Here is a 24,513-nt window from a genome sequence, read left to right as displayed (position 1 = left end):
CTCACTCCCCGCCGCGGAGGATGGAGTTTCCTTCGTGGAGAGGTGCGGGAGCGACGGCGTCGAGCTGGAGTCTGCCGCTCTGGCCGTAGAAGGCGACGGGGTTGCGCCAGAGCACCCTGTCGACCTCGTCCTCGTCGAACCCGGCCTTCAGCATGGCGTCGGCGACCTTGCGCGTCTTCAGCGGGTCGCTCTTTCCCCAGTCCGCGGCCGAGTTGACGAGGATCCTGTCGCTGCCGTGGTTGCGCAGGACCGAGACCATCCGGTCCTCGTCCATCTTGGTGTCGGGATAGATGGAGAAACCGGCCCAGCAGCCGCTGTCCAGGGCGTCCTCGACGGTCGTCTCGTTGAGGTGGTCGAGCAGGACGAACTCCGGGGCGAGGTCCGACGCCCGGACGACGTCGATGGTCCGGTGCAGCCCGGCGAGCTTGTCGCGGTGCGGGGTGTGCACGAGCGCGGGCAGGCCGTGCTCGGAGGCGAGCTGGAGCTGGGTGGCGAGGGCCGTGTCCTCGGCGGGTGTCATCGAGTCGTAGCCGATCTCGCCGACGGCGACGACGGAGTCCTTGACGAGATACCGGGGCAGCGCGTCCAGGACGGGGGTGCAGCGCGGGTCGTTCGCCTCCTTCGGGTTCAGGGCGAGCGTGCAGTGGTGGGCTATGCCGTACTGCGAGGCGCGGAACGGCTCCCAGCCCAGGAGGGCGTCGAAGTAGTCGAAGAAGCTGGCGGGCGAGGTACGGGGCTGGCCGAGCCAGAAGGAGGGTTCCACGAGCGCCCGGACCCCGGCGTCGTACATCGCCTGGTAGTCGTCCGTGGTGCGGGAGGTCATGTGGATGTGGGGGTCGAAGATGCGCATCAGGACTCCTCCGTGGGGGCGGGGGCGGGGCCGGGGGCCGTGAGTTCGAGGACGGTCAGCAGACCGGGTGGCACGGCCCGTCCCGCGGCGATGCGCTCGGTGGCGAAGTCGCCGAGCATCCTGGCGAGTTCGGCGTCGCCCCGGGCGCGGGACGCAAGCCGGTCCAGGGCCTCCACGGGTACCTCGGTGAACAGGCACTTGAGGACGGCGTGCCGCCAGCCGTGGGCGTCGAGGTGGGCCGCACCGTAGGGGCCGACCGCGGCGGCGACCAGCCGGGTGTCGTTGGTGCGCAGCGCGTCCTCGACGAGCGGCAGTGCCCGGGCTCCGAGGTCCAGCCGGTGCAGGGTGAGGAGGACGGCGCGCCTCTCGGCCGCGGTGCCCTGTTCGTAGAGACGGGTGACGGCGGGGAGGCCGGCCCGCGCCTCGACGAGCAGCAGGGCGCGTACGGAGTCGGCGTGCTCCAGCCCGCAGTGCCGGCCGGCGGAGGCGAACCGCAGTTCCCAGGGCGGGGTGCCGCTGTCGGCGCCGGGGTGGGCCGCGGCGTGGGCGGCCTCGTCGAGCGCCTCGTCGAGCCAGGCCCTCGCGGCACCCGGGAGCAGGCCGTCGAGTTCCTTGTGGTCGGTCAGCACGGTGCGCCTCCGTTCGTCGCCCCGGCCGCGGCTCGGGGTGTGCTCGTTCCCACGCGGTCCGGCTCCGAGGTCCCGGCCGCCGCGCGGAGGAAGTCGATCGAGTGGCGGGCCAGTTCGGGCCCGGCGTGGGAGTGCCGGGGCAGTTCGACGACGGTGAGGCCGTCGTATCCGGTGGCGGCCAGGGCTTCGAGCACCGGCGGGAAGTCGATCTCACCCTCGCCGAACGGCAGGTGTTCGTGCGTCCCGCGCCGCATGTCCTCGATCTGTACGTGGCGCAGCCAGGGCGCGGCTTCCTTCACGCACTCGACGGGTGGCGCGGGTTCCAGGCACTGGCAGTGGCCGATGTCGAGGGTGAGCCCGAGCGGCGCGGGGCCCGAGAGGAGGGTCCGCAGCCGGTGGAAGTCCGCGAGGGTGGCGAGGAGGTGGCCGGGTTCCGGCTCGATGGCGACGGGGACGCCCGCGCGCCCGGCGGCGTCCAGTACGGGGCCGAGGGAGTCCGTCAGCCGCTCCCAGGCGGTGTCGGTGGTGGTGTCCGGCGGGGTGACGCCGCTGAAGCAGTGCACGGCGTGCGCGCCCAGCTCGGCGGCCACGTCGACGGCGCGGACCAGCAGCGCCGTCCGCGCAGCACGCGCCTCGGGGTCCGGGTCGAGGAGGGAGGGGCCGTGTTTGCGCCGGGGGTCCAGGACGTAGCGCGCTCCGGTCTCGACGGTCACGCCCAGGCCCAGGTCGGCGAGCCTGCCGGCGACCCTGCGGGTCCGGGCGGCGAGGTCCGGGGCCATCGGGTCGAGGTGCATGTGGTCCAGGGTCAGCCCGACGCCTTCGTAGCCGAGGTCGGCGAGCAGGCCGAGGGCGTCGTCGAGCCGGAGGTCGGTCAGTCCGTTGGTGCCGTAGCCGAAGCGGAGCGTCATGTGGGGCTCACCTTCCGGGCGAGCGCGCGGGCCAGGGGCACGAGTCCCATGGCCGCGAGCCCGTTGACGGGTGCTCCCGCCCTGACGGCCAGTGCGGCCTGCAACGGGATCATGGCCCGGATGCCGCCGCCGACGGCGCGCTGGGTGAGGGGCGGGGAGGGATTCAGTGCCGCGTGGAGGAGCGGGATCGCGGAGGTACGCAGGTAGGCGCCGGTGAACGCGGGGAGCAGGAGCCTCTCGGCGCCTCCCCCCTTCACCGGGCTTCCCGGTACGTCGCCCCTTCCGGCCCGTGCCGGGCGGGTGCGCAGGACGGCCGCTCCGAGCGCGGCGACCCCGGCGAGCGCGGCCGACGGCGCGGCGGAGGAGCCGCCCTGGGCCTCGTGGCGGGAGACGGCGGTGACGGCGTAGGTGTGTGCGCCGAGCACGAGCGCCGAGGGGAGCGCGGAGCGCAGGGGGCGTGTGGAGCCCGCGCTCCCGGCGTCCCGGCGGATGTGCGCCTCGGCCGTACGGCCGCCGGACCCGGCCGCCTTGCGGGCCTCTCCGCCACGGCCCCGCACCGCGAGGGCACCCGGCGGTGGTGCCGCCGTGGTTCCCGGCGCCGCCGTCGCCGTGGCGCCGAGCAGCAGGTCCAGGGCGCGGGCCGAAGCCATCGCCGCCGGTCCCAGCTTCGTGTGCTTCAGGTGGAGGTCGTAGGCCCAGACCGTGGCTGCGAGGCCCGATGCCACGGCGAGGGCCGGGCGGCCCGCGCGTGACGCCAGGGCCAGGCCCGCGGCGGTGAGGGCGCCGGCCGCCGCCAGGGCCGCACCGGGGGCGACTCGGCCCGAGGGTATCGGGCGGTGCGGGCGGTCCAGTGCGTCCTCCTCGCGGTCCGCCCAGTCGTTGAGGGCCATGCCCGCCTCGTACAGGCACAGCGAGGCGCCGACGGCGAGCGCTGTGCCGCGTCCGGGGCGGCGGCCGACGGCGGCGGCCCCGGCGAGGGCGTCGCCGGGCACGCTGAACAACGCCGACACGCGCAGCAGTTCCGCCCAGGCGCGCAGGCGCCCGCCGGTCCGGGGCCTGTCCGGTGCGGGCGCAGTCCCGTCCGCACCGGACAGGCCGTCCGAGGGCCGCGGCGCCGGGACCGCGGCCAGGGGCCGGGCTCCGGGCACCCGCGGTGTCCCGGCCGTCTCGGCGGCCGGCCGGAGCGGCCTCACCGGCCGGCTCGCAGACGGCCCGCGAAGGCCAGCAGAGTGGCGTACTGCTCGGACAGCGCGGCCGGTCCGCCGTCGGGGTCCTTGAAGTAGAAGCCCAGTTCGGCGAGCGGGCCGGTCAGGCCGGCCTCGTGGGAGCGGGCGAGCAGCCGGGCCAGGTCCAGGATCAGGGGCGCGGCCAGCGCCGAGTCGCAGCCCTGCCAGATCGTCTGGAGGATCATCCGCGAGCCGAGGAAGCCGTCGAAGGCGATGTGGTCCCACGCGGTCTTCCAGTCGCCCATGGCCGGAACGTCGTCGATGTGGACCTCGCCCTCGGGGGCGGCCCCGAGGGTGTCGGCGAGCACGCGCTCCTTGCCCGCGTTCTTGGCGGCCGCCGCGGCGGGGTCGGCCAGGGCCGCTCCGTCGCCGCCGCCCAGCAGGTTCGTGCCCGACCAGGCCCGCACCGGCAGCGCACGCTGGACGAACATCGGGGCGAGCACGGAGCGGAGCAGGGTCTGCCCCGTCTTGCCGTCGCGTCCGGCGTGGGGAAGTCCGCAGGCTTCGACCGCGTCCCGCAGGCGGGGGCTGCGCAGCCCCGTGGAGGGGGTGAAGTTGGCGTACGCGCAGCCGGCCCTGAGGGCGGCGGCCGCGTAGAGGGAGCTGGCGGGGAGCCGGTCGTCGTCCTCGGCGGGTGCGGGCTCCGTCGACGCGACGTTGATGACGACGGTGCGGGCCAGTTCGTTGCGGCGTGCGAAGTCCTCGAGGTCCGCGGCGAAGGCGGTGATGAGCTGCTCGTCGGTCCGCGTGTCACCGGCGAGGGGTCCGCCGGGGCGAATCTCCGCGTCAGCGCGGGCGAGTTCGGCCCCGACCGCCGAGGGCAGCCCGTGCGGGAGGACTCCGCCCGCCGCGAGGGCCTCGGCCCGCTTGGGCAGCGGGCAGTCGAGGGTGTCGTGGCCGCCGAAGACGAGCGACGTCAGGGGTGGCAGCCCGATGTCCGTGAAGGGCGGTGTCTCGGTGACCATGCCGGTCGGCGGGTGGAGGCCGGCCGCGATGGCCGCGCATCCGGCGGTCGCGGTGGTGGCCACCGAGCCGCGGGCTCCGATGAACCAGACTCCGGTACGAACGGCATGTACGGTCACGGGCTGCCTCCCTGGGGGGATGTAGAGGGGTGGTGGACGGTGGGCGGGGAGCCGGGGGCGTCCCCGCCCACCGTCGGCGCAGGAGGTGGCTGCCCTACGTCGAGGGCAGTTCCTTCAGCTGGATGTCACGGAAGGACACCTGGTCGTCGGCCCCGTGGTTCTGGAGACCGATGAAGCCGTCCTTCAGACTGCGGGCGGGCACGGTGTTGGTGAAGTCGTTGATCTTCACACCGTTGAGGAACACCTGGAGGCGTTCGCCCTGGACCTTGATCTCGTAGCTGTTCCACTGGCCGGGCGGTCGCAGGACCCGGTCACGGGCCTTGAGATCGGCCGACTTGAAGGTGTAGACGGCCCCGGTCGTGCGGTCCGCCGCGTCGGTGGCGTCGATCTGGACCTCGTAGCCGTTGTCCACCGCGGACCACGGGTCGTCCGACGCCGGGAAGCCGACGAACACACCGGAGTTGTCGTCGCCCTCCATCTTCCAGTCGAGCTTCAGCGAGTAGGACTTCAGCTCCTTGGCCTGGTAGGTCAGCAGACCCATGCCGCCCTCGGAGCGCAGTTCGCCGTCGGCGACGGTGAACGTGCCGGGACCGGCCTGCTTCCAGCCTTCGAGCGTCTTGCCGTTGAAGATCGACCGGTAGCCGGTGTCCGGCTTGCAGTTGGCCTTGACCTGGCCGGAGGCGTAGCGGAGCCCGCCCAGCAGGTGCTGGCGGAAGGCGGGTTCGGCGTAGGACTCCTTGGTGTGGCCGAGGCCGGTGTAGAAGGAGCGGCCGCCCTCGTAGGCCTGGCACCAGGCGATCGGGTGGTCGCCCTTCATGGTGCCGCCGGTGTAGCTGGTCTCGTCCAGCGTGGCGAGGACCTGGGCCTTGTCCCGCGGGTCGGTGCGGTAGTTGTACCACTCGTCGGTACGGTCCCAGGCGTCGTCCAGGTGCGCGGTCGCCGGGTGGTCGTGGTTCTCCACCCGCACGGTCGCCGGCTGGATCTGCGGGTGCGAGGAGAAGTACGCCCCGACGAGGCCGCCGTAGAACTTCCAGTCGTACTCGGTGTCGGCGGCCGCGTGGACCCCCATGTAGCCGCCGCCGGTGGCCACGAAGTTCTCGAAGGCCTTCTGCTGGTCGGCGTTGAGGACGTCACCGGTCGTCGACAGGAAGACGACGGCGTCGTAGCGCGCCAGGTTGCTGGTGGTGAACTGGCCGGCCTCCTCCGTGGAGTCGACCGTGATGTTGGTGTCCTTGCCGAGTTCCTTCAGGGCGGCGACGCCGGTGGGGATCGAGTCGTGGCGGAAGCCGCCGGTCTTGGAGAAGACGAGGACGCGCTTGGCGGTCTTGTCCACGGGGCTGTCCGACAGCTCGAAGTCGTCCACGTCGTAGAGCGCCCCGGTGCCGCCCTTGAAGACGAGGAAGAGTTCCGTGGCCTTCTTCGGCGCGCCGCGCAGCGGCACGTCGATGTCCTGGAACGAGTCCCAGCTGCCGGTCACGGGGACCGGTGCGGAGCCGAGGATCGTGCCGGTGGGCGATCCGGCCCGTACCTCGAGGAAGCCGCCGGCACCCGCCGAGGACGTACGGGCGGTGAGCTTGGTGGAGCCGTCGAGGATGTACGGGCTGAAGGAGATCCAGTCGCCGTTGTCGATGTCGCCGACGGTCCTGCCGCCGTGCGCGCTGGTCTTGCTGGGTGTGGTGATGCCGGAGGACCGGTCGAAGTGCTCGGCCTGGCGGTGGCGGGGCTGGAGCTTCGCCTGGTCATGGCCGGACAGTGCGGCCTGGCCGCCGCCCCCGCCGTCCGTGTAGGACGCGGAGATGCCGCCGTAGATGTTGGCGTTGGGGTCGTGGCCGCCCTCCATGGCGGTGGTGATGGTGCCTTCGCAGCCGTGCTCGGTGGTGATGTCGTGGCCGTGGCTGTCGTGTCCGAGGGTGAACTTGACCTCGACCTTGCTGCAGTCGATGGTCCCGTCCTCCGGGTCGGTGACGGTCACCTTGAAGGGCACCTTGTCGCCGAAGGTGAACGGCTTGCCGTCGAGCGGGGCGTTCAGCACGACGGTGGGCGCGGTGTTGCCGACGGTCACGTGGACGCTGGCCGAGCCGGTGCGGCCCGTCGGGTCCTTGGCGGTGACGGTGGCCGTGTAGGTGCCGTTCTTCTTGTACGTGTAGGTCGGGTCGGCCGCGGTGGACTTGCCGCCGTCGCCGAAGTCCCACGCGTAGGTCAGGGCGTCTCCGTCACCGTCGGTCGTGCCGGCGGACGAGAACTTCACCTTGAGCGGCGCGACACCGGACGTCTTGTTCGACGACGCCTCGGCTATGGGTGAGCGGCCGCCGGTGGCGTTCTCGATGCGGTAGAGCGCCGAGTGCTCGTCGCCGCCGAACCAGGAGAGGCCGTAGTCCAGGACGTAGAGCGCCCCGTCGGGGCCGAAGGCCATGTCCATCACCTGGGTCCCGGTCCACGGGACGTCGTTGATGGACTTCACGGCTCCGTCGCCGTCCTGCTCGACGCGCTTGATCCACTGGCGGCCGAACTCCCCGGCGAAGAAGTCGCCGTCGTAGGCCTCCGGGAACTTCACCGGCGAGTCGAGGCCGGCGTCGTAGTGGTAGACGGGGCCGCCCATCGGGGACTCGGAGCCGGTGCCGAACTCGGGTACGGACGCGCCGTCGTACGGGATCCAGGCGGCCTGGGACGGCGGGAGGTCCACGAGGCCGGTGTTGTGGCGCGAGTCGTTCTTCGGGGCGGCGCAGTCGAAGCGCGGGCCGGAGGTCTTCGTGGCGAAGTCGTAGTCGTTGAAGGCCTGGTTGTCGCCGGTGCAGAAGGGCCAGCCGAAGTTGCCGGGCTTCGTCACACGGGCGAACTCGACCTGGCCCGCGGGTCCGCGGTTCGGGTCGGCCGCGCCGGCGTCGGGACCGTAGTCGCCGACGTACAGGACGCCGGTGGCCTTGTCGACGCTGAAGCGGAAGGGGTTGCGGAAGCCCATCGCGTAGATCTCGGGGCGGGTCTTGTCCGTGCCCGGGGCGAAGAGGTTGCCCTCAGGGACGGTGTACGAGCCGTCGGCCGCCACCTTGATGCGCAGGATCTTGCCGCGGAGGTCGTTGGTGTTGCCGGCGGTGCGGCGGGCGTCGAACGCGGGGTTGCGGTCGGCCCGGTCGTCCAGCGGCGAGAAGCCGTCGGACGCGAACGGGTTGGAGTCGTCGCCCGTCGAGATGTAGAGGTTGCCCTGCGCGTCGAAGTCGATGTCCCCGCCGACGTGGCAGCACATGCCGCGGGTGGTCGGGATGTCGAGGACCTTCTTCTCGCTGGCGTTGTCGAGGGTGCCGTCCTCCTTGAGGACGAAGCGGGAGAGGCGGTTGACCCCCTCGAACTTCGCGAAGTCCGCAGCGGTGCCGTTCTCCGGGGCGTCGCCGGCGGGGGTGTCCAGCGGCGGCGCGTAGTAGAGGTAGATCGCGCGGTTGTGCTCGAAGTCGGGGTCGATCCCGACTCCCTGGAGGCCTTCCTCGTCGTGCGAGTAGACGGGGATGACGCCGGAGATGCGGGTGTTGCCGGCGCTGTCGGTGATGCGCAGCTCGCCGCCGCGCGACGTGTGCAGCACGCTGCGGTCGGGGAGGACCGCCAGCGTCATGGGTTCGCCTGTCTCGGCCGCCCCCTTGGCGAGGGTGACCTGCTGGAAGTCCTCGGCGGCGTCCTGCGCGGCCGACACCCCGGGGGCGTCGGCGGTGGCGGGCGAGGAGCCCAGGGAGAGGGTGGCGGCGGCGAGCAGGCCGCCGGTGAGGAGTGCGAGTGTTTTTCGGGCGCGGAGCCGTCTGCTGCTTCTGTGCACGTGCGTCCTCCGGAGTGTGCCGGTTGTTCGGGCGGGTGCGTTTCTGCCGTTCCGCGCGGGGACTGCCGCGCCCGTCACCGGAGCCGTGAGACCCCGGTGACGCGAGTCATGTGGTGTACACGCATGGGACCGTAGCCGCGTTCGTCCCGTACGGAAAGCCCTTGCGCAGCTGCATCGTTGAACTTTTTCCCACGGAAGGACAAAGCTGGTTCCGGGCATGCCGAACCGCCCCCCGGCCTCCTGAGCCGGCCGCCGGGGGGGGGCTTAACCGGCCCGGGCCCGACGGGCCGGAGGGGACGGACACGCAGGCGCGGCCGGCGGGGCGTGGGCACACCCCGCCGGCGGGCGGGAGCTGCGGGCGGGGCCCTCCGCGGGTGCGCGAGGGCCCCGCCCGGTCTCAGTCGCCGCCTCCGAACGCGGCGTCGAAGGACGCGCTGGGCGGGTCGAAGTCGAAGCGCTTCAGCGACGCCAGCGCCTCGGGCGCACCCGTCAGCCGGTCCATGCCGGCGTCCTCCCACTCCACGGAGACCGGGCCCTCGTAGCCGATGGACCGCATCATCCGGAAGACGTCCTCCCAGGGCACGTCGCCGTGTCCGGCGGAGACGAAGTCCCAGCCGCGCCGCGGGTCGCCCCAGGGCAGGTGCGAGCCGAGGCGTCCGTTGCGGCCGTCGAGCCGCTTGCGCGCCTCTTTGCAGTCCACGTGGTAGATGCGGTCCCGGAAGTCGTAGAGGAAGCCGACGGGGTCGAGGTCCTGCCAGACGAAGTGGCTCGGGTCGAAGTTCAGCCCGAACGCCGGCCGGTGCCCCACGGCCTCCAGGGCCCGGTGGGTGGTCCAGTAGTCGTACGCGATCTCGCTGGGGTGCACCTCGTGGGCGAAGCGCACGCCCTCGGCGTCGAAGACGTCCAGGATCGGGTTCCAGCGCTCCGCGAAGTCCTCGTAACCCCGCTCGATCATGTGCGGGGGCACCGGCGGGAACATCGCGACCAGGTGCCAGATGGAGGAACCCGTGAAGCCGATCACGGTGTCGACGCCGAACGCGGCGGCGGCCCTGGCGGTGTCCGCGATCTCCTTCGCGGCCCGGCGGCGTACGCCCTCGGGCTCCCCGTCCCCCCAGATGCGGGAGGGCAGGATGCCCTGGTGGCGCTCGTCGATCGGGTTGTCGCAGACGGCCTGGCCGACCAGGTGGTTCGAGATCGCCCAGCACTTGAGGCCGTACTTGTCGAGCAGCTGCCGCCGCCCGTCGAGGTAGCCGGGGTCCGCAAGGGCCTTGTCGACCTCGAAATGGTCGCCCCAACAGGCGAGTTCGAGGCCGTCGTAGCCGAAGTCACGGGCGTGCCGGCAGACCTCCTCCAGGGGCAGGTCGGCCCACTGGCCGGTGAAGAGTGTGAAGGGACGGGGCATGCGCGCGACCTCCTAGAAGGGCACCGGGGTGTATACGGAGTTCTTGGCGGCGCTCTCCTCGACCGCGGCGAGCACCCGCTGCACCTGGAGTCCGTCGGCGAACGACGGTACGGGCGGCCGTCCTTCGGCGATGGTGCGCACCACGTCCCTGGCCTGGTGGACGAAGGTGTGCTCGTAGCCGAGGCCGTGGCCCGGCGGCCACCACGCCTCCAGGTAGGGGTGCTGGGGCTCCGTGACGAGGATCCGCCGGAAGCCGGCCGTGGTGGCCGGCTCGGTGTGGTCGTGGAAGGAGAGCTCGTTGAGGCGTTCGAGGTCGAAGGCGATCGACCCCAGCTCGCCGTTGATCTCGAGCCGCAGCGCGTTCTTGCGCCCGGCCGCCATCCGGGTCGCCTCGAAGGAGGCCAGGGCGCCGGACGCGAGACGGCCGGTGAACAGGGCCGCGTCGTCGACGGTGACCGTCCCGCGCACGGCACGGTCGGCGGATCCGGAGAGCCCGGCGCCCGGACCCGCGAGCACGGGCCGCTCGCGGACGAACGTCTCACTCATCGCCGACACCCCGACCAGCGGCTCACCGGCGAGGTACTGCGCGAGGTCGACGATGTGCGCCCCGAGGTCGCCCAGCGCGCCGGACCCGGCGTGCTCACGCTTGAGCCGCCAGGTCAGCGGCGACTCGGGGTCGACGAGCCAGTCCTGGAGATAGGTGGCCCGGACGTGCCGCAGGGCGCCCAGCCTTCCCTCCTCGATCATCCTGCGGGCGAAAGTGAGGGCGGGGACCTTGCGGTAGTTGAAGCCCACGATCGCCACCTGGCCGCGCGCTGCGGCGCGTTCGGCGGCCTCGACCATGGCCTCCGCCTCGGCGACCGTGTTGGCGAGCGGCTTCTCGCAGAGCACGTGCTTGCCCGCCTCGAGCGCGGCGATGGCGATCTCCGCATGGCTGTCGCCGGGTGTGCAGATGTCGACCAGCTGCACGTCGTCCCGGGCGATGAGCGCACGCCAGTCGGTCTCCGCCGCCGCCCAGCCGTGCCGGGCGGCGGCGGCCTCGACGGCCGTACGGTCGCGTCCGCAGATCGCGGCGAGAGCCGGTCTCACCGGCAGGTCGAAGACGTGTCCCGCGGTGCGCCACCCCTGCGAGTGGGCGGCCCCCATGAACGCGTATCCGACCATGCCGACCCCGAGCGTCGCCGTCGGTGGCGGCGCTCCGGTCTCCTGCTCCGTCTCTTCCCTACGGGCCATGCGGACTTCCTCCTCGTCGGTGGTTCGGTGGCGGCGGTGGTGCGGGATCAGCTGAAGCCCGTCGGCAGGTACTGGTCGATGTTCTCCTTCGTGACCACGGCGGAGTACAGCGTGAGCGAGGTCGGGATCTCCATCTCGGAGAGGCCGGCGACACCCTTGTTCTGGCCGAGCGCACGGGCCAGGTCGATCGCGGAGGCGGCCATGGTCGGCGGGTAGAGCACGGTGGCCTTCAGGACGCTGTTGTCGGCCTTGATCGCGTCCATCGCGGACTTGGCGCCGGCGCCGCCGACCATGATGAACTCGTCGCGGCCGGCCTGCTGGATGGCTCGCAGCGCGCCCACGCCCTGGTCGTCGTCGTGGTTCCAGAGGGCGTCGAACTTCTTCTGCGCCTGCAGCAGCTGCGCCATCTTCGCCTGGCCCGACTCCACGGTGAAATCGGCCGCCTGACGGGCCACCAGCTTCACGTTGGGGTAGTTCTTGAGGGCGTCGGCGAAGCCCTGGCTGCGCTGCTTGGTGAGCTCCAGGGCGTCGATGCCCGCGAGCTCGACGACCTTGGCGCCCTGCTTGTCCTTGAGCTGTTCGCCGATGTAGTGGCCGGCGTTGAGGCCCATGCCGTAGTTGTCTCCGCCGACCCAGCAGCGGTAGGCCTGCGGCGAGGCGAAGATGCGGTCGAGGTTGACGACGGGGATACCCGCCTTCATGGCCTCCAGGCCGACCTGGGTGAGGGCCTTGCCGTCGGCGGGGAGGACGACGAGGACGTCGACCTTCTTGTTGATGAGGGTCTTGACCTGGCCGATCTGGGTGGCCGTGTCGTTGGAGCCCTCGGTGATCTCCAGGGTCACCTCGGAGTACTTCTCGGCCCGCGACTTGGCGTTGACGTTGATGGCGTTGAGCCACCCGTGGTCGGCCTGAGGGCCGGCGAAGCCGATGGTGACGGGTGTCCCCGGCTTGTCGTCGGCGGCGGGCTGGTTGCTCTGGGCGACCGCCTTCTCCTTGGGCTCGTTGCTGGTGCAGGCGGTGAGGAAGGCTCCCGCGGAGACGGCCGCGGTGCCGAAGAGCAGTCCTCTGCGGCTGGTTTCTGGCATGGCTGTCGAACCCTTCATCCGGTGCGGTGTGTACGGAACAGCAGGTGGGTGATCAGTGCTCTGTCATGAGAGACGTGCTCAGGTCTCGCCGCCGCGCAGGGTCCGGCTCTGGACGAGGACGGCGGCGACGATGATGGCGCCCTTGGCGATCTGCTGGACGTCGCTCTGCAGGTTGTTGAGCGCGAAGATGTTGGTGATCGTGGTGAACACCAGGACCCCGAGCACCGATCCGACGATGGTGCCCCGGCCGCCGCTCAGGAGGGTGCCGCCGATGATCGCGGCGGCGATGGCGTCGAGCTCGTAGAGATTGCCGTTGGTGTTCTGGCCCGATCCGGACAGGATCACCAGCATGAATGCGGCGATGCCGCAGCACAGGCCGGACATCAGGTAGAGGTAGAGGCGCTGGCGGCGTACGTCGATGCCGGCGAGCCGTGCCGCTTCCGCGTTGCCGCCGACGGCGACCGTGCGGCGTCCGAACGTCGTCCGGTTCAGGATCAGCCAGCCCGCCACGATCACCGCGGCGAAGATGAGGACCAGGGGCGGGATACCCAGGACGTAGGTTTTGGGAAGCCCCAGGTCCAGCACCGACTGGACGGTGACGATCTGCGTCTTGCCATCGGTGAGCAGCAGGGCCAGGCCGCGCGCCGAGGCGAGCATGGCGAGCGTCGCGATGAACGGGACCAGGCGACCGTAGGCGATCAGCAGTCCGTTGACCAGACCGGCGGCTAGTCCGACGACCACGGCTGTGAACAGGATGCCGACGAAGCCGTACTCCTGGGTGGCGAGTGTCGTCGCCCAGACGGAGGCGAGGGCCACCATCGCGCCGACCGACAGGTCGATGCCCCCACTGATGATCACGAAGGTGACGCCGACGGTGACGACCCCGATGACGGACGACTGCGTCAGGATCAGCTGGAGGTTCCCGGTGTCCAGGAACGCGTCCGGTTCGGTGAAACCGCCGACGGCGATGAGTACGGCGAGGACGCCGAGCAGTGACAGGTTCCGGACATCGGCGCGCAGGCCGAGTGCGCGCAGGCCACCGCCCCGCTTCGAGGGCGGCGCGGTCGCGGGACCGGCGACGGCCCCCTTCTCCGGCCCGTGGTGCTGCGCCGACGGTGCGGGCTGTGTCATGACGTCGGGCTCCCTTCCATGACGAGGTCGAGTACACGGTGCTCGTCGAGCTCCCTGGCATCGGCCGTGTGTACGACACGGCCCTCCCGGAGCACCAGCACCCGGTCGGCGAGGCCCAGCACTTCGGGCACTTCGCTGGAGACGAGCAGAACGGCGAGGCCTTCGTCGGCCAGCCGGCGGATCACGGCGTAGAGCTCGGCGCGAGCGCCGACGTCGACGCCGCGGGTCGGTTCGTCGAGCAGCAGGACCTTGCACCCGCGGAGCAGCCACCGGGCGAGTACCGCCTTCTGCTGGTTGCCGCCCGACAGGGTGCGCACCGCCGCGTCGGGGTTGTCCGGCCGCAGGGAGAGTTCCCGGGTCGCCGCCCTCGCCGCCTTGCGCTCCTCGCCCCGGTCGATCCAGCCGACGCGGGCGAAGCGGGAGAGCGAGGAGACGGAGACGTTGCGGGTGACCGATTCGGTCAGCAGCAGGGCCTGGGCCTTGCGTTCCTCGGGCGCCAGGCCGATGCCCGCCGCCACCGCGGCCCGTACGCTGCCGGGCCGCAGCGGCGTGCCGGAGACCAGGACCCGGCCCGAGGACGGCTTGCGGGCGCCGTAGACGGTCTCCAGGATCTCGGAGCGCCCCGAGCCCACGAGCCCGGCCAGACCGACGATCTCGCCGGGCCGCAGCTCCAGGTCCACCGGTTCGAACTCGCCCTCGCGGCTGAGGCCTTCGACCTTCAGGACGGGATCGTCGGCAGTGTGCGCGGTGCCGGGCGCAGGCCGCTCGGGGAAGACGTACTCCAGATTGCGGCCGGTCATCATGGCAACGATGTCGCGCGTGGGGGTGGATTTGGCCGGGAGGCCGACGGCGACGGCCCTGCCGTCCTTGAGCACGGTCACGCGGTCCCCGATGCGGCGGATCTCCTCCAGCCGGTGGGAGATGTACACGACGGCCACGCCTTCGGCGGTGAGGCTGTCGACGATGCGGAAGAGGTTGTCGACCTCGTCGGGGTCGAGCGCAGCGGACGGCTCGTCCATCACGATGAGGCGTACGTCGTGGGAGAGCGCCCGGGCCATGGAGACGATCTGCTGGTGTGCCGCCGAGAGATCGCCGACCGCGCGGGCCGGGTCGATCTCCGGGTGCCCGAGCCGCTTCAGGAGCGCGGCCGCCATGGTGCGGCCCTCACGGGTGCGGACGACGAAGCCGGCGCTGGTGGGCTCGTGGCCGAGGAAGACGTTCTCGGCGACCGACAGCCCCTCGACCAGGTCGAGTTCCTGGTAGATGGTGGCGATGCCCAGGCGCATCGCGGTGATCGGCGAGGAGAGCTGGACCGGCTCACCGCTCCAGGTGATCGCGCCGTCGTCGGGCTGGTGGGCCCCGGCCAGCACCTTGATCAGGGTGGACTTTCCGGCACCGTTCTGGCCGAGGAGGCAGTGGACTTCGCCGGCCTGGACCTTGAGGTCGACGCCGTCGAGGGCGCGGACTCCGGGGAACGACTTGGTGATGCCGGACATGGTGAGCAGGGGTGGTTCTGGTGCCATGACGATTCCCCTCGGCGAATGGGGTCTCCCCTGCTCGGACGAGCCGAGCGCCCGGGGAGGGCCGGTGAGCGGGCAGGGGCGCAGTGCCGGCGGTGCCGTACTGCTGACGGGAGTAGCTGCGTGGTGCGGGCGTGCCGTGCTGCCGTGCGTGGTGCCGGTGGTGCGGGCCGTGCGTGGTGCCGGTGGTGCGGGCCGTGCGTGGTGCCGGTGGTGCGGGCGGTACTTGTGGTGCGTGCCGCGCCTGGTGCCGGTGGTACTGGTGGTACTGGTGGTACTGGTGGTGCGTACCGCGCCTGGTGCGAACCGCGCTCGTGGTGAGCGCCGTACGTGGTGCGGGCCGTGCGAGGTGAGCGCCGTACGTGGTGCGGGCCGTGCGTGGCCGGGTCGGCCACTGCCGTTCGGGTCGTGCGGGCGGTGCGGACCCGGCTCCGGCCGGGCTGCTACTGCGGTGGCCGCTGGACGTCTGCCTTCCAGCACACCGGCTCCGGCATCAGGCCGGAGAGAACAGGTGGTCGCTGATGAGCCTGGCCGCGCCGGTCACCCCGGCCACGGGCCCCAGTTCACCGAGAACGATGGGGAGGTTGCCGGTGGCCAGCGGCAGGGACTGCCGGTAGACCTGGGTGCGGACGCTGGCCAGGAGGTTGTGGCCGAGGCCGGTCACCCCGCCGCCGATCACGACGAGGCCGGGATTGAAGAAGCTGACGAGTCCCGCGATGACCTGGCCGACCCGGTTGCCGCCCTCGCGGATCAGGTCGAGCGCGGTGGGATCGCCCGCCGCGGCGGCGGCCGCCACGTCGACGGCCGTGAGCCTGCCGGCCGAGTCCAGACGGGCCGCCAGCTCGGCGGACAGTCCGGCGCGGGCCGCGTCCTCGGCGTCACGGGCCAGGGCCGCGCCGCTGAAGTGGGCTTCCAGACAGCCGCGGTTGCCGCAGGCGCAGGCGCGCCCGTCGGGTTCCACCTGGATGTGGCCGATGTCCCCGGCGCTGCCCGTCGTGCCGCGGTAGACCTCGCCGCCCACGACGATGCCGCAGCCGATACCCGTGCCGATCTTGATGCACAGGAAGTCGGCCACGGAACGGGCCACACCCGCGTGCTGCTCCCCCATCGCCATCAGGTTCACGTCGTTGTCGACCATGACGGGGCAGCCGAGTTCCTGGCTCAGCGCCTCGCGGACCGGGAAACCGTCCCAGCCCGGCATGATCGGCGGTGCGACCGGCACACCTTCGGGGAAGCGGACCGGTCCGGGCACTCCGATGCCGGCGCCGTCGAACCCCTCGGCGAGCCCGGAGGCCCGGAGCTTGGCGGCCATGGACAGCACCTGCTCGAAGATGGCGACGGGACCCTCGCGTACGTCCATCGGGTGGTTGAGGTGTCCGAGGACCTCCAGCTCCGCGTTGGTGACGGCGACGTCCACGGACGTCGCGCCGATGTCGACCCCGAGGAAGCGCAGTTCGGGGGCGAGCCTGATGTTGTGGGATCGGCGTCCGCCGCGCGAGGCGGCGAGTCCGTCGGCCACGACGAGCCCGGTCTCCAGGAGCCGGTCCACCTCGACCGCGAGCTTGGAGCGCGAGAGGTCGACCTGGTCACCCAGCTGTGCACGGGAGTTGGGACCCCCGTCCCGCAACAGCCGGAGCAGCCGCGCCTGGTGCGTGTTCGCGGGTCGTGCCGTCATACGTCTCACGCGTCCCTCCCCGCCACATCGGCCAGTCCGTCGGGCTTTCGAGGGGAACGTAGCAGCGGTTTACCCGAGTGGGAAGAAGTTGCGCACGAATCAGCTCCAACTTTCTCCACACTCAGGACAAAGATGCGGCCGCGAAGGGTCCGGCCCACGCGAACCGGCCGTTTCCGCGCGGACGAGGACGGCCCGGGGCACACCACGCGACGAAGGCCGGGGCTAGGGGCCCCGGCCTTCGCCGACGTGCGGTGAGCGCTGCGGTCAGGCCTGCTCGCGGCGGTGATAGGTCTGCCGGGTGTGCTCGGTGTGGGCCCGCATGACCTCGGTCGCCCGCTGTTCGTCCCGGTCGGCGATCGCGGCGATGAGGGCGCGGTGCTCGATCCAGGACTGGGTGCCGCGCTGGCGGGCCACCGGCGTGTAGTACCAGCGGACGCGGCGGTCCACCTGCGCCGCGAGCTCGGACAGGACGACGTTGCCCGCCAGTTCCATGACCTTCGCGTGGAACGCGGCGTTCGTGGCGACGGCGAGGTCCACGTCGTCGGCGGCGACGGCGCGCTCGCCCTGGGAGCAGAGCTCCTCCAGGGCCTCGATGCCGGGACGCCCGGAGTGGGCGGCGGCGAGCCTGGCGGCCTCGGCTTCCAGCAGCGTACGCACCGAGAGGAGCTGGTCGGCCTCCTCCTCGGTGGGCTCGTGGACGAACGCCCCCTGCGCGGGACGCAGATCGACCCAGCCCTCGGTGTTAAGCCGTTGCAGCGCCTCGCGCACGGGCTGCCGCGAGACGCCCAGGTGCCCGGCCAGTTCGCTCTCCACGAGGTGCTGGCCGGGCCTGAGTGCGCGCGTGGTGATCAGCTCGAGGAGCGCCTCGTAGACGCGCTCGCGCAGTGGTCCGGGGCGTTCCAGCCTCGGCACCGTTCCTTGCGGCAGTCCTGCGGACAACATCGCGGTCCCCCTCCGGGCGCCCGGGCAGCCATTGCCTATCGTCTACAGTCTACCGAGAACAATGCCTGCGCGGGGGGATCAAGGGCAGCGGATGACCTGACCCGCGTACGAGAGATTGCCTCCGAAGCCGAAGAGCAGGACCGGCGCCCCGCTCTCCACCTCTCCCCGTTCCACCAGTTTGGACAGGGCCATCGGGATCGAGGCGGCGGAGGTGTTGCCCGAGTCCACGACGTCCTTGGCGATGACAGCGTTGACGGCGCCGATCTTCCGGGCGACGGGCTCGATGATCCTCAGGTTGGCCTGGTGCAGGACCACCGCGGCCAGTTCCTCGGGCGTCACCCCGGCGCGCTCGCAGACCTTGCGGGCGATCGGAGGCAGTTGCGTGGTCGCCCAGCGGTAGACGGACTGGCCCTCCTGGGCGAACCGCGGAGGCGTGCCCTCGATGCGCACGGCGTTGCCCATCTCCGGCACGGATCCCCACAGGACGGGCCCGATCCCGGGCCGGTCACCCGCGTCGGGGTCGGCGGTCACGACCGCGGCCCCCGCGCCGTCGCCCATCAGGACGCAGGTGGAGCGGTCGGTCCAGTCGACGATGTCGCCCATCTTGTCGGCACCGATGACGAGGACGCGTTCGGCGGCGCCGGCCCGGATCGCGTGGTCGGCGGTGGCGAGCGCGTGGGTGAAGCCGGAGCAGACCACGTTGATGTCCATCACCGCGGGCGATCCCAGGCCCAGCCGCGCGGCGACCCGGGCGGACATGCTCGGCGAACGGTCGATCGCGGTGGAGGTGGCGACGAGGACCATGTCGATGTCCGCCGGCAGCAGCCCCGCCGCGGCCAGCGCCTTGGCCGCCGCGTGCGCGGCCAGCTCGTCCACGGGCTCGTCGGGGCCGCCCACGTGCCGGGTCCTGATGCCGACCCGGCTGGTGATCCACTCGTCACTGGTGTCGACCATCGCCGCGAGGTCCTGGTTGGTGAGGACCTTGGCGGGCTGGTAGTGGCCGAGCGCCACGACACGTGAGCCGGTCATGTACGGGTTCCCCTCGCTACGTCTGGCAGGAACTGTCCAGTCTTGGTTGCTACCGACCGGTACAGGGGCACGTGATCCCACAGGATTACGGCCCCGGGGTTGGAGCGTCTCGAACAGCCCACCGGGAACTCGCACCGACACACCGTCGGCATACCGGAATCACGGACGGAGCGGGCACTCGCCGTCACGAGTATTGACCCTCTCCAATCACATACTGTAGACAATATTCTGTCGACTTGACACCCTCGCTCGGTCCTCTCACCGAACGGAGAGCCCCGTGAAAGTCGCAGTTGTCGGTGCCGGAGCCATCGGCGCCTATGTCGGGGCCGCGCTCCACCGCGCAGGCGCCGAGGTCCACCTCATCGCCCGGGGCCCGCACCTCGCGGCCATGCGCCGCGACGGCGTGCGCGTGCTCAGCCCACGCGGTGACTTCACCGCACGTCCCGCAGCGACCGACGACCCATCGGGAGTCGGCCCCGTCGACTACGTGTTCCTCGGGCTGAAGGCCAACTCGTACGCCGCCTCCGGCCCGCTCGTGCACCCGCTGATGCACAAGGACACCGCGGTCATAGCCGCCCAGAACGGCATCCCCTGGTGGTACTTCCACGGCCTGGCGGGCCCCTACACCGGACGGCGCCTCGACAGCGTCGACCCGGCGGGCTCGGTCAGCGCCACCCTCCCGCCCGAACGCGCCATCGGATGCGTCGTCTACGCCGCCACCGAGATCGAGGCTCCGGGCGTCGTGCGCCACCTCGAAGGCACCCGGTTCTCCATCGGCGAACCGGACCTGACGGTGTCGGACCGCTGCATGGCCTTCAGCGAGGCCATGGTCGCGGGCGGGCTCAAGTGCCCCGTGGAGCCCGATCTCCGCAAGGACATCTGGATCAAACTGCTCGGCAACATCTCCTTCAACCCGATCAGCGCGCTGGCCCGCGCCACCATGGGCCAGATCTGCCGCCATCCGGACACCCGGGCGCTCGTGGAGTCGATGATGCGCGAGACCCTCGACGTCGCGGCGGCCGTCGGCTGCCGGCCCGAGATCTCCGTGGAGCGGCGCATCGCCGGCGCCGAGCGTGTCGGCGACCACAAGACCTCCACCCTCCAGGACCTGGAGAAGGGCAAACCCCTCGAACTCGACGTGCTGCTCGCGGCCGTCGTCGAGCTGGCCGAGCTGGCCGGAACGCCCGTACCGACGCTGCGCGCCGTGCACGCGCTCGCGGATCTCCTCGCGACCACCTCCTCCGCCCCAGCAGGGAGCGCACCATGACCAGCGACCGCACAGGCGGCAGGAAACCCGGCGGAAAGCGCGGGGGCCGGCAGCCGAAGACGTACGAACGCCTCACCCACCCCCTCGTCCGCTCCGATGACGGCGTGCTGCGCCGCGCGAGCTGGGACGAGGCCCTGACCAGGGCGGCGGAGGGCTTCCGGCGCACCCGGGACGCCTACGGACCCGATGCCTTCGCGATGCTGTCCTGCGCACGCGCCACGAACGAGATGAACTACGTGGCGCAGAAGTTCACCCGGGTCGTGATGGGCACGAACAACGTGGACTCGTGCAACCGGACGTGCCATGCGCCGAGCGTGGCCGGGCTCTCCGCCGCCTTCGGTTCCGGCGGAGGCACCTCGTCCTACGAGGAGGTGGAGCACACCGACCTGATCGTGATGTGGGGCTCCAACGCCCGCTTCGCACACCCGATCTTCTTCCAGCACGTGCTGAAGGGCATCCGCAACGGGGCCCGCATGCACGCCGTCGACCCGCGCCGCACCTCGACCGCCGAGTGGGCGGAGAGCTGGCTCGGCCTCGACGTCGGCACCGACATCCCGCTGGCCCACGCCATCGGCCGCGAGATCATCCACGCCGGGCTGGTCAACCGCGCCTTCGTCGACCGCGCGACCAGTGGATACGAGGAGTACGCGGCCCTCGTCGAACCCTGGACACTGAGCGCCGCCGAGAAGGTCACCGGGGTCCCGGCCGAGGCGATCCGCGACCTCGCCCACGCCTATGCCACGGCCGAACGGGCCCAGCTCTGCTGGACCTTGGGAATCACCGAGCACCACAACGGCACCGACAACGTCCGCGCGCTGATCAACCTCAGCCTGCTCACCGGCCATGTCGGACGCTACGGCTCCGGGGTCCAGCCCCTGCGCGGACAGAACAACGTGCAGGGCGGCGGCGACATGGGAGCCATCCCCAACCGGCTGCCCGGCTTCCAGGACATCCTCGACCCGCCCGTACGGCGCAAGTTCGAGCTGTCCTGGGACACCGTCATCCAGCCGAGGTACGGCAAGACGCTGACCGAGATGTTCGAGGCGATGGAGACCGGTGATCTGCGGGCGGTGTACTGCATCGGGGAGAACCCCGCGCAGTCGGAGGCCGACAGCGACCAGGCGGTCCGGCGGCTGCGGGCCCTGGACCACCTCGTGGTGCAGGACATCTTCCTGACGAAGACCGCCGAACTGGCCGACGTCGTCCTGCCGGCCACGGCCGCCTGGGCCGAGACCGACGGCACCACCACCAACAGCGAGCGCCGGGTGCAGCGGGTCCGCGCCGCGCTCACCCCGCCGGGCGAGGCCCGCGAGGACATCGACATCATCTGCGCGATGGCCGGACGCCTGGGCCACGACTGGAAGTTCGAGGATGCCGAGACCGTCTGGAACGAGCTGCGCTCCCTGTCCCCCGACCACTTCGGCATGACGTACGAGCGGCTCGCCGAGCACCAGGGCCTCCAGTGGCCGTGCCCCGACACGGAGAAGCTGCCGTCGGGCTTCCTGCACGCGAGGCTCTGGGAGACCGATCCGGAGCGGCGCGGCCGGGCCGCCCCGTTCGGCCTGGTGCAGCACGACCCGCCGGTCGATCTCACCGACGAGGTCTACCCGCTGCGGCTGACCACGGGACGGCGCCTCGACTCGTACAACACGGGTGTGCAGAGCGGGAGTTATGCCTCTCCGCTGCGCCGTGGCGAGTACATCGAGCTCTGCCCGGAGGACGCGGCGGCCTACGGCGTCGAGCGCGGCGAGGAGGTGCGGGTCTCGTCACGCCGGGGCAGCGTCACCGCTCCGGTGTGGATCGACCCGGCGCTGCGCCCCGGCCTGGCGTTCATGACCATGCACTTCCCCGACGAGGTCGACACGAACCAGCTGACCATCGAGGCGAACTGCCCGATCGCGGGCACCGCCGAGTTCAAGGCCTCCGCCGTACGGATAGAGAAGCTGGTGCCCGCATGGACCTGAGGTACACCGACGCCGTCCCCTCCGACGCCGAACGCGAGGCGGTCGACGCCCTGTTGGGGCCACCGCCGTCCGGCTGGGAGGGCGGCGCCGAGCGGACGGACGAGGACCTGCGCTGGGCGAAGGGTGGCGCGTCCGCCGCCAGGGACCGGCGCGACCAGCTGCTGCCGGCGCTGCACACGGTGAACGACCGCGTGGGCTGGATCAGTGAGGGCGCGCTGAACTACATCTGCCGACGGCTGACGGTGCCGCCCGCCGAGGCCTACGGCGTGGCGACGTTCTACGCCATGTTCTCGGTACGCCCCCGGCCTGCGAAGGTGCTCCACGTCTGCACGGACCTGGCCTGCGCGGCCCGCGGATCGGCGGCCGTGTGCACGGACCTGACCGACCGGCTGGGTCCGCCGGGCACCCCGGCCGAGGGTGCGGTCTGGCAGGAGAGCCCCTGCCTGGGGCTGTGCGAACGGGCACCGGCGGCGCTGCTCCTGCAGGCCGGCGCGGAGCCTTCCGGCGCAGAGCCTTCCGGCGCAGACGGAAACACAGACGCAGGCTCCGGCTCCGGCTCCGGCTCCGGCGAAACCTTCCGCCACAGCGCCGTGGTCGCCCCCGCCACCGCATCCGCCCTGGTCGCCGCGGCACGCTCACCCCTGGACGCGCCCGCGGAGCCCTCCCCCGCCGCCGCGGTGCCCCAGGCCGGGGACCCCGCCCTCGTCCTCCTCAGGCGCGTCGGCACCGTGGACCCCGCTTCCCTGGACGACTACCGCGCCGCCGGCGGCTACTCCGCCCTGCGCCGCGCCTTCGCGCTCGGTCCGGCCGGAGTGATCCGCGAGGTACTCGACGCCGGGCTCGTGGGCCGGGGCGGTGCCGCGTTCCCCACCGGACGCAAGTGGCAGGCCACCGCCCAGCAGGCGGACGGCCCGCACTACCTGGTGTGCAACGCGGACGAGAGCGAGCCCGGCACCTTCAAGGACCGGGTGCTGATGGAGGGCGACCCGTACGCCCTGATCGAGGCCATGACGGTCGCCGGGTACGCCATCGGCGCCCGGCAGGGCTACATCTACCTGCGCGGTGAGTACCCCCGCGCCCATGAACGGCTCGCCCACGCGCTGACCTCCGCCCGCACCCGGGGACTGCTCGGCCCCGACGTGCTCGGGCAGGGCTACGCCTTCGACATCGAGATCCGGCGGGGAGCGGGTGCCTACATCTGCGGCGAGGAGACCGCGATCTTCAACTCGATCGAGGGACAGCGCGGTGAGCCGCGCTCCAAGCCGCCCTTCCCCGTGGAGAAGGGCCTCTTCGGCAAGCCGACCGCGGTCAACAACGTCGAGACGCTCGTGAACGTGCTGCCGATCCTGGAACACGGGGCCGCCGCCTACGCGGCGACGGGGACGGAGACGTCCACCGGGACCAAGCTGTTCTGCGTCTCCGGACAGGTGGCCCGCCCCGGCGTCTACGAACTGCCCTTCGGCGCGAACCTCAGGGACCTGCTCGACCTCGCGGGGCCGCCCGAACGCCTGCGGGCCGTGCTGCTCGGCGGCGCGGCGGGCGGCTTCGTGCGCCCCGACGAACTGGACGTCCCGCTCACGTTCGAGGGAACGCGCGCCGCGGGGACGACACTCGGTTCGGGTGTCGTCCTGGTCCTGGACGACACGGTGGAACTCCCCCGTGTGCTCCTGCGCATCGCGGAGTTCTTCCGCGACGAGTCGTGCGGCCAGTGCGTGCCCTGCCGGGTGGGCACGGTGCGGCAGGAGGAGGCCCTGCACCGGATCGTGGACCGGACGGGCGCGGCCGCCGCCGAGGACATCGCGCTCATGCGGGAGGTGGGGCAGGCCATGCGGGACGCCTCGATCTGCGGTCTGGGCCAGACCGCGTGGAACGCCGTGGAATCCGCCATCGACCGTCTGGGGGTCTACAAGTGACCGCTGTCCCGCTCCAGCCGCCGCGCCGGCTCGTCTCGTTCACGCTGGACGGCGAGGAGAGCCGTGTCCCCGAGGGCTCGACGATCCTCGACGCCTGCCGGTCGGCCGGCACCGACATCCCGACCCTGTGCCAGGGGGACACGCTCACACCGAAGAACGCGTGCCGGGTGTGCGTCGTCGAGGTGGAGGGCGCCCGCACGCTCGCTCCCGCCTGCTCCCGGCGGGCCGAGCCAGGGATGACGGTCCGTACGGACACCGAGCGCGCGAAGCACAGCCGCAAGGTGGTCCTGGAACTGCTGGCCTCCTCGACCGACCTGTCGACGACCCCCCGGGCCGCCGAGTGGATCAAGGAGTACGAGGCGAAGCCCGACCGCTTCGGCGAGGACGCCGCCCGGGTGGACGAACAGCCCAAGATCGACAACGACCTGTACGTCCGCGACTACGACAAGTGCATCCTCTGCTACAAGTGCGTCGACGCCTGTGGCGAGCAGTGGCAGAACACCTTCGCGATCGCCGTCTCGGGCCGCGGTTTCGACGCACGCATCTCCACGGAGCACGATGCCGCGCTCCCCGATTCGGCCTGCGTCTTCTGCGGGAACTGCATCGAGGTGTGCCCCACGGGGGCCCTCTCGTTCAGCACGGAGTTCGGCATGCGGGCGGCGGGGACGTGGGACGAACCCGCCCAGACGCAGACCACGACCGTCTGCGCGTACTGCGGTGTGGGCTGCAACGTGACCCTCCACGTGCAGGACAACGAGATCGTCAAGGTCACCTCGCCGCACGACAACCCGGTGACGCATGGCAACCTCTGTATCAAGGGCCGGTTCGGCTTCCAACACGTACAGAATCGGGATTGAC

18 protein-coding genes are annotated in these 24,513 nt (G+C 71.7%); 4 read left to right on the top strand and 14 right to left on the bottom strand.

Annotation, left to right across the window (positions count from 1 at the left end; all coding sequences use genetic code 11):
• Position 1 precedes the first annotated feature (1 nt).
• From OHT61_RS27265 to OHT61_RS27200, 14 genes are all read right to left on the bottom strand, one after another.
• Positions 2 to 850, bottom strand: coding sequence for a TatD family hydrolase (locus OHT61_RS27265; protein ID WP_329041843.1), 849 nt, complete (start codon positions 848 to 850; stop codon positions 2 to 4).
• Positions 850 to 1,479 (bottom strand): EboA domain-containing protein, encoded by a 630-nt coding sequence (locus tag OHT61_RS27260; RefSeq protein WP_329041842.1) that lies wholly within the window; start codon positions 1,477 to 1,479, stop codon positions 850 to 852. Before OHT61_RS27260 ends, OHT61_RS27265 begins: the two co-directional genes overlap by 1 nt.
• Complete coding sequence (locus OHT61_RS27255) at positions 1,473 to 2,387, bottom strand: sugar phosphate isomerase/epimerase family protein (RefSeq protein ID WP_329041841.1); 915 nt, start codon at positions 2,385 to 2,387, stop codon at positions 1,473 to 1,475. The genes OHT61_RS27260 and OHT61_RS27255 overlap by 7 nt, the downstream gene beginning before the upstream one ends.
• Positions 2,384 to 3,535, bottom strand: coding sequence for an SCO3242 family prenyltransferase (locus tag OHT61_RS27250; RefSeq protein WP_329041839.1), 1,152 nt, complete (start codon positions 3,533 to 3,535; stop codon positions 2,384 to 2,386). Before OHT61_RS27250 ends, OHT61_RS27255 begins: the two co-directional genes overlap by 4 nt.
• A 41-nt stretch (positions 3,536 to 3,576) precedes the next feature.
• Positions 3,577 to 4,695, bottom strand: a complete 1,119-nt coding sequence (locus OHT61_RS27245; protein ID WP_329041838.1) for an inositol-3-phosphate synthase — start codon at positions 4,693 to 4,695, stop codon at positions 3,577 to 3,579.
• Positions 4,696 to 4,789: 94 nt separating this feature from the next.
• On the bottom strand, positions 4,790 to 8,494 hold the full coding sequence (locus OHT61_RS27240) for a ThuA domain-containing protein (protein WP_329041836.1): 3,705 nt from the start codon (positions 8,492 to 8,494) through the stop codon (positions 4,790 to 4,792).
• Positions 8,495 to 8,891: 397 nt separating this feature from the next.
• On the bottom strand, positions 8,892 to 9,896 hold the full coding sequence (locus OHT61_RS27235) for a sugar phosphate isomerase/epimerase family protein (protein WP_329041834.1): 1,005 nt from the start codon (positions 9,894 to 9,896) through the stop codon (positions 8,892 to 8,894).
• A gap of 12 nt (positions 9,897 to 9,908) precedes the next feature.
• A complete protein-coding gene (locus OHT61_RS27230) occupies positions 9,909 to 11,129 on the bottom strand; it encodes a Gfo/Idh/MocA family protein (protein WP_329041833.1) in 1,221 nt (406 codons plus the stop codon).
• Between the two features lie 47 nt (positions 11,130 to 11,176).
• A complete protein-coding gene (locus tag OHT61_RS27225) occupies positions 11,177 to 12,214 on the bottom strand; it encodes a substrate-binding domain-containing protein (RefSeq protein WP_329041832.1) in 1,038 nt (345 codons plus the stop codon).
• A gap of 78 nt (positions 12,215 to 12,292) precedes the next feature.
• Complete coding sequence (locus OHT61_RS27220; RefSeq protein WP_329041831.1) at positions 12,293 to 13,345, bottom strand: ABC transporter permease; 1,053 nt, start codon at positions 13,343 to 13,345, stop codon at positions 12,293 to 12,295.
• The gene (locus OHT61_RS27215) at positions 13,342 to 14,868 is read right to left on the bottom strand and encodes a sugar ABC transporter ATP-binding protein (RefSeq protein ID WP_329041830.1); all 1,527 of its coding nucleotides are present in this window, start codon (positions 14,866 to 14,868) and stop codon (positions 13,342 to 13,344) included. The genes OHT61_RS27220 and OHT61_RS27215 overlap by 4 nt, the downstream gene beginning before the upstream one ends.
• Positions 14,869 to 15,358: 490 nt before the next feature.
• Entirely contained in the window at positions 15,359 to 16,540 is a 1,182-nt protein-coding gene (locus tag OHT61_RS27210; RefSeq protein WP_329041828.1) for an ROK family transcriptional regulator, read from the bottom strand.
• 264 nt (positions 16,541 to 16,804) lie between these two features.
• The gene (locus tag OHT61_RS27205) at positions 16,805 to 17,482 is read right to left on the bottom strand and encodes a GntR family transcriptional regulator (protein ID WP_329041827.1); all 678 of its coding nucleotides are present in this window, start codon (positions 17,480 to 17,482) and stop codon (positions 16,805 to 16,807) included.
• A gap of 78 nt (positions 17,483 to 17,560) precedes the next feature.
• Complete coding sequence (locus OHT61_RS27200) at positions 17,561 to 18,511, bottom strand: beta-ketoacyl-ACP synthase III (RefSeq protein WP_329041826.1); 951 nt, start codon at positions 18,509 to 18,511, stop codon at positions 17,561 to 17,563.
• 223 nt (positions 18,512 to 18,734) lie between these two features.
• On the opposite strand from OHT61_RS27200, the gene OHT61_RS27195 reads away from it, so the two are divergent.
• The 4 genes from OHT61_RS27195 to OHT61_RS27180 are packed head-to-tail and all read left to right on the top strand — an operon-like array spanning position 18,735 to position 24,512.
• Complete coding sequence (locus OHT61_RS27195) at positions 18,735 to 19,778, top strand: 2-dehydropantoate 2-reductase (RefSeq protein WP_329043399.1); 1,044 nt, start codon at positions 18,735 to 18,737, stop codon at positions 19,776 to 19,778.
• Entirely contained in the window at positions 19,775 to 21,742 is a 1,968-nt protein-coding gene (locus OHT61_RS27190) for a molybdopterin oxidoreductase family protein (protein WP_329041825.1), read from the top strand. Before OHT61_RS27195 ends, OHT61_RS27190 begins: the two co-directional genes overlap by 4 nt.
• Positions 21,733 to 23,655, top strand: coding sequence for an NAD(P)H-dependent oxidoreductase subunit E (locus OHT61_RS27185; protein WP_329041824.1), 1,923 nt, complete (start codon positions 21,733 to 21,735; stop codon positions 23,653 to 23,655). The genes OHT61_RS27190 and OHT61_RS27185 overlap by 10 nt, the downstream gene beginning before the upstream one ends.
• Positions 23,652 to 24,512 carry a 2Fe-2S iron-sulfur cluster-binding protein gene (locus OHT61_RS27180; RefSeq protein ID WP_329041823.1) on the top strand — a complete coding sequence of 287 codons (861 nt, stop codon included), beginning with the start codon at positions 23,652 to 23,654 and terminating at the stop codon, positions 24,510 to 24,512. The genes OHT61_RS27185 and OHT61_RS27180 overlap by 4 nt, the downstream gene beginning before the upstream one ends.
• The last annotated feature ends 1 nt before the right edge of the window (position 24,513 follow it).

It is taken from the genome of Streptomyces sp. NBC_00178, from assembly GCF_036206005.1.
In the GTDB taxonomy this organism is placed as follows: Bacteria; Actinomycetota; Actinomycetes; order Streptomycetales; family Streptomycetaceae; genus Streptomyces.
This window is presented reverse-complemented; position numbering and strand designations above follow the sequence as displayed.

Coding starts and splice junctions, on each gene's coding strand:
- OHT61_RS27225 (WP_329041832.1), bottom strand. CDS start 12,214: ATGCCAGAAACCAGCCGCAGAGGACTGCTCTTCGGCACCGCGGCCGTC.
- OHT61_RS27200 (WP_329041826.1), bottom strand. CDS start 18,511: ATGACCGGCTCACGTGTCGTGGCGCTCGGCCACTACCAGCCCGCCAAG.
- OHT61_RS27205 (WP_329041827.1), bottom strand. CDS start 17,482: ATGTTGTCCGCAGGACTGCCGCAAGGAACGGTGCCGAGGCTGGAACGC.
- OHT61_RS27255 (WP_329041841.1), bottom strand. CDS start 2,387: ATGACGCTCCGCTTCGGCTACGGCACCAACGGACTGACCGACCTCCGG.
- OHT61_RS27235 (WP_329041834.1), bottom strand. CDS start 9,896: ATGCCCCGTCCCTTCACACTCTTCACCGGCCAGTGGGCCGACCTGCCC.
- OHT61_RS27220 (WP_329041831.1), bottom strand. CDS start 13,345: ATGACACAGCCCGCACCGTCGGCGCAGCACCACGGGCCGGAGAAGGGG.
- OHT61_RS27210 (WP_329041828.1), bottom strand. CDS start 16,540: ATGACGGCACGACCCGCGAACACGCACCAGGCGCGGCTGCTCCGGCTG.
- OHT61_RS27215 (WP_329041830.1), bottom strand. CDS start 14,868: ATGGCACCAGAACCACCCCTGCTCACCATGTCCGGCATCACCAAGTCG.
- OHT61_RS27265 (WP_329041843.1), bottom strand. CDS start 850: ATGCGCATCTTCGACCCCCACATCCACATGACCTCCCGCACCACGGAC.
- OHT61_RS27185 (WP_329041824.1), top strand. CDS start 21,733: ATGGACCTGAGGTACACCGACGCCGTCCCCTCCGACGCCGAACGCGAG.
- OHT61_RS27230 (WP_329041833.1), bottom strand. CDS start 11,129: ATGGCCCGTAGGGAAGAGACGGAGCAGGAGACCGGAGCGCCGCCACCG.
- OHT61_RS27190 (WP_329041825.1), top strand. CDS start 19,775: ATGACCAGCGACCGCACAGGCGGCAGGAAACCCGGCGGAAAGCGCGGG.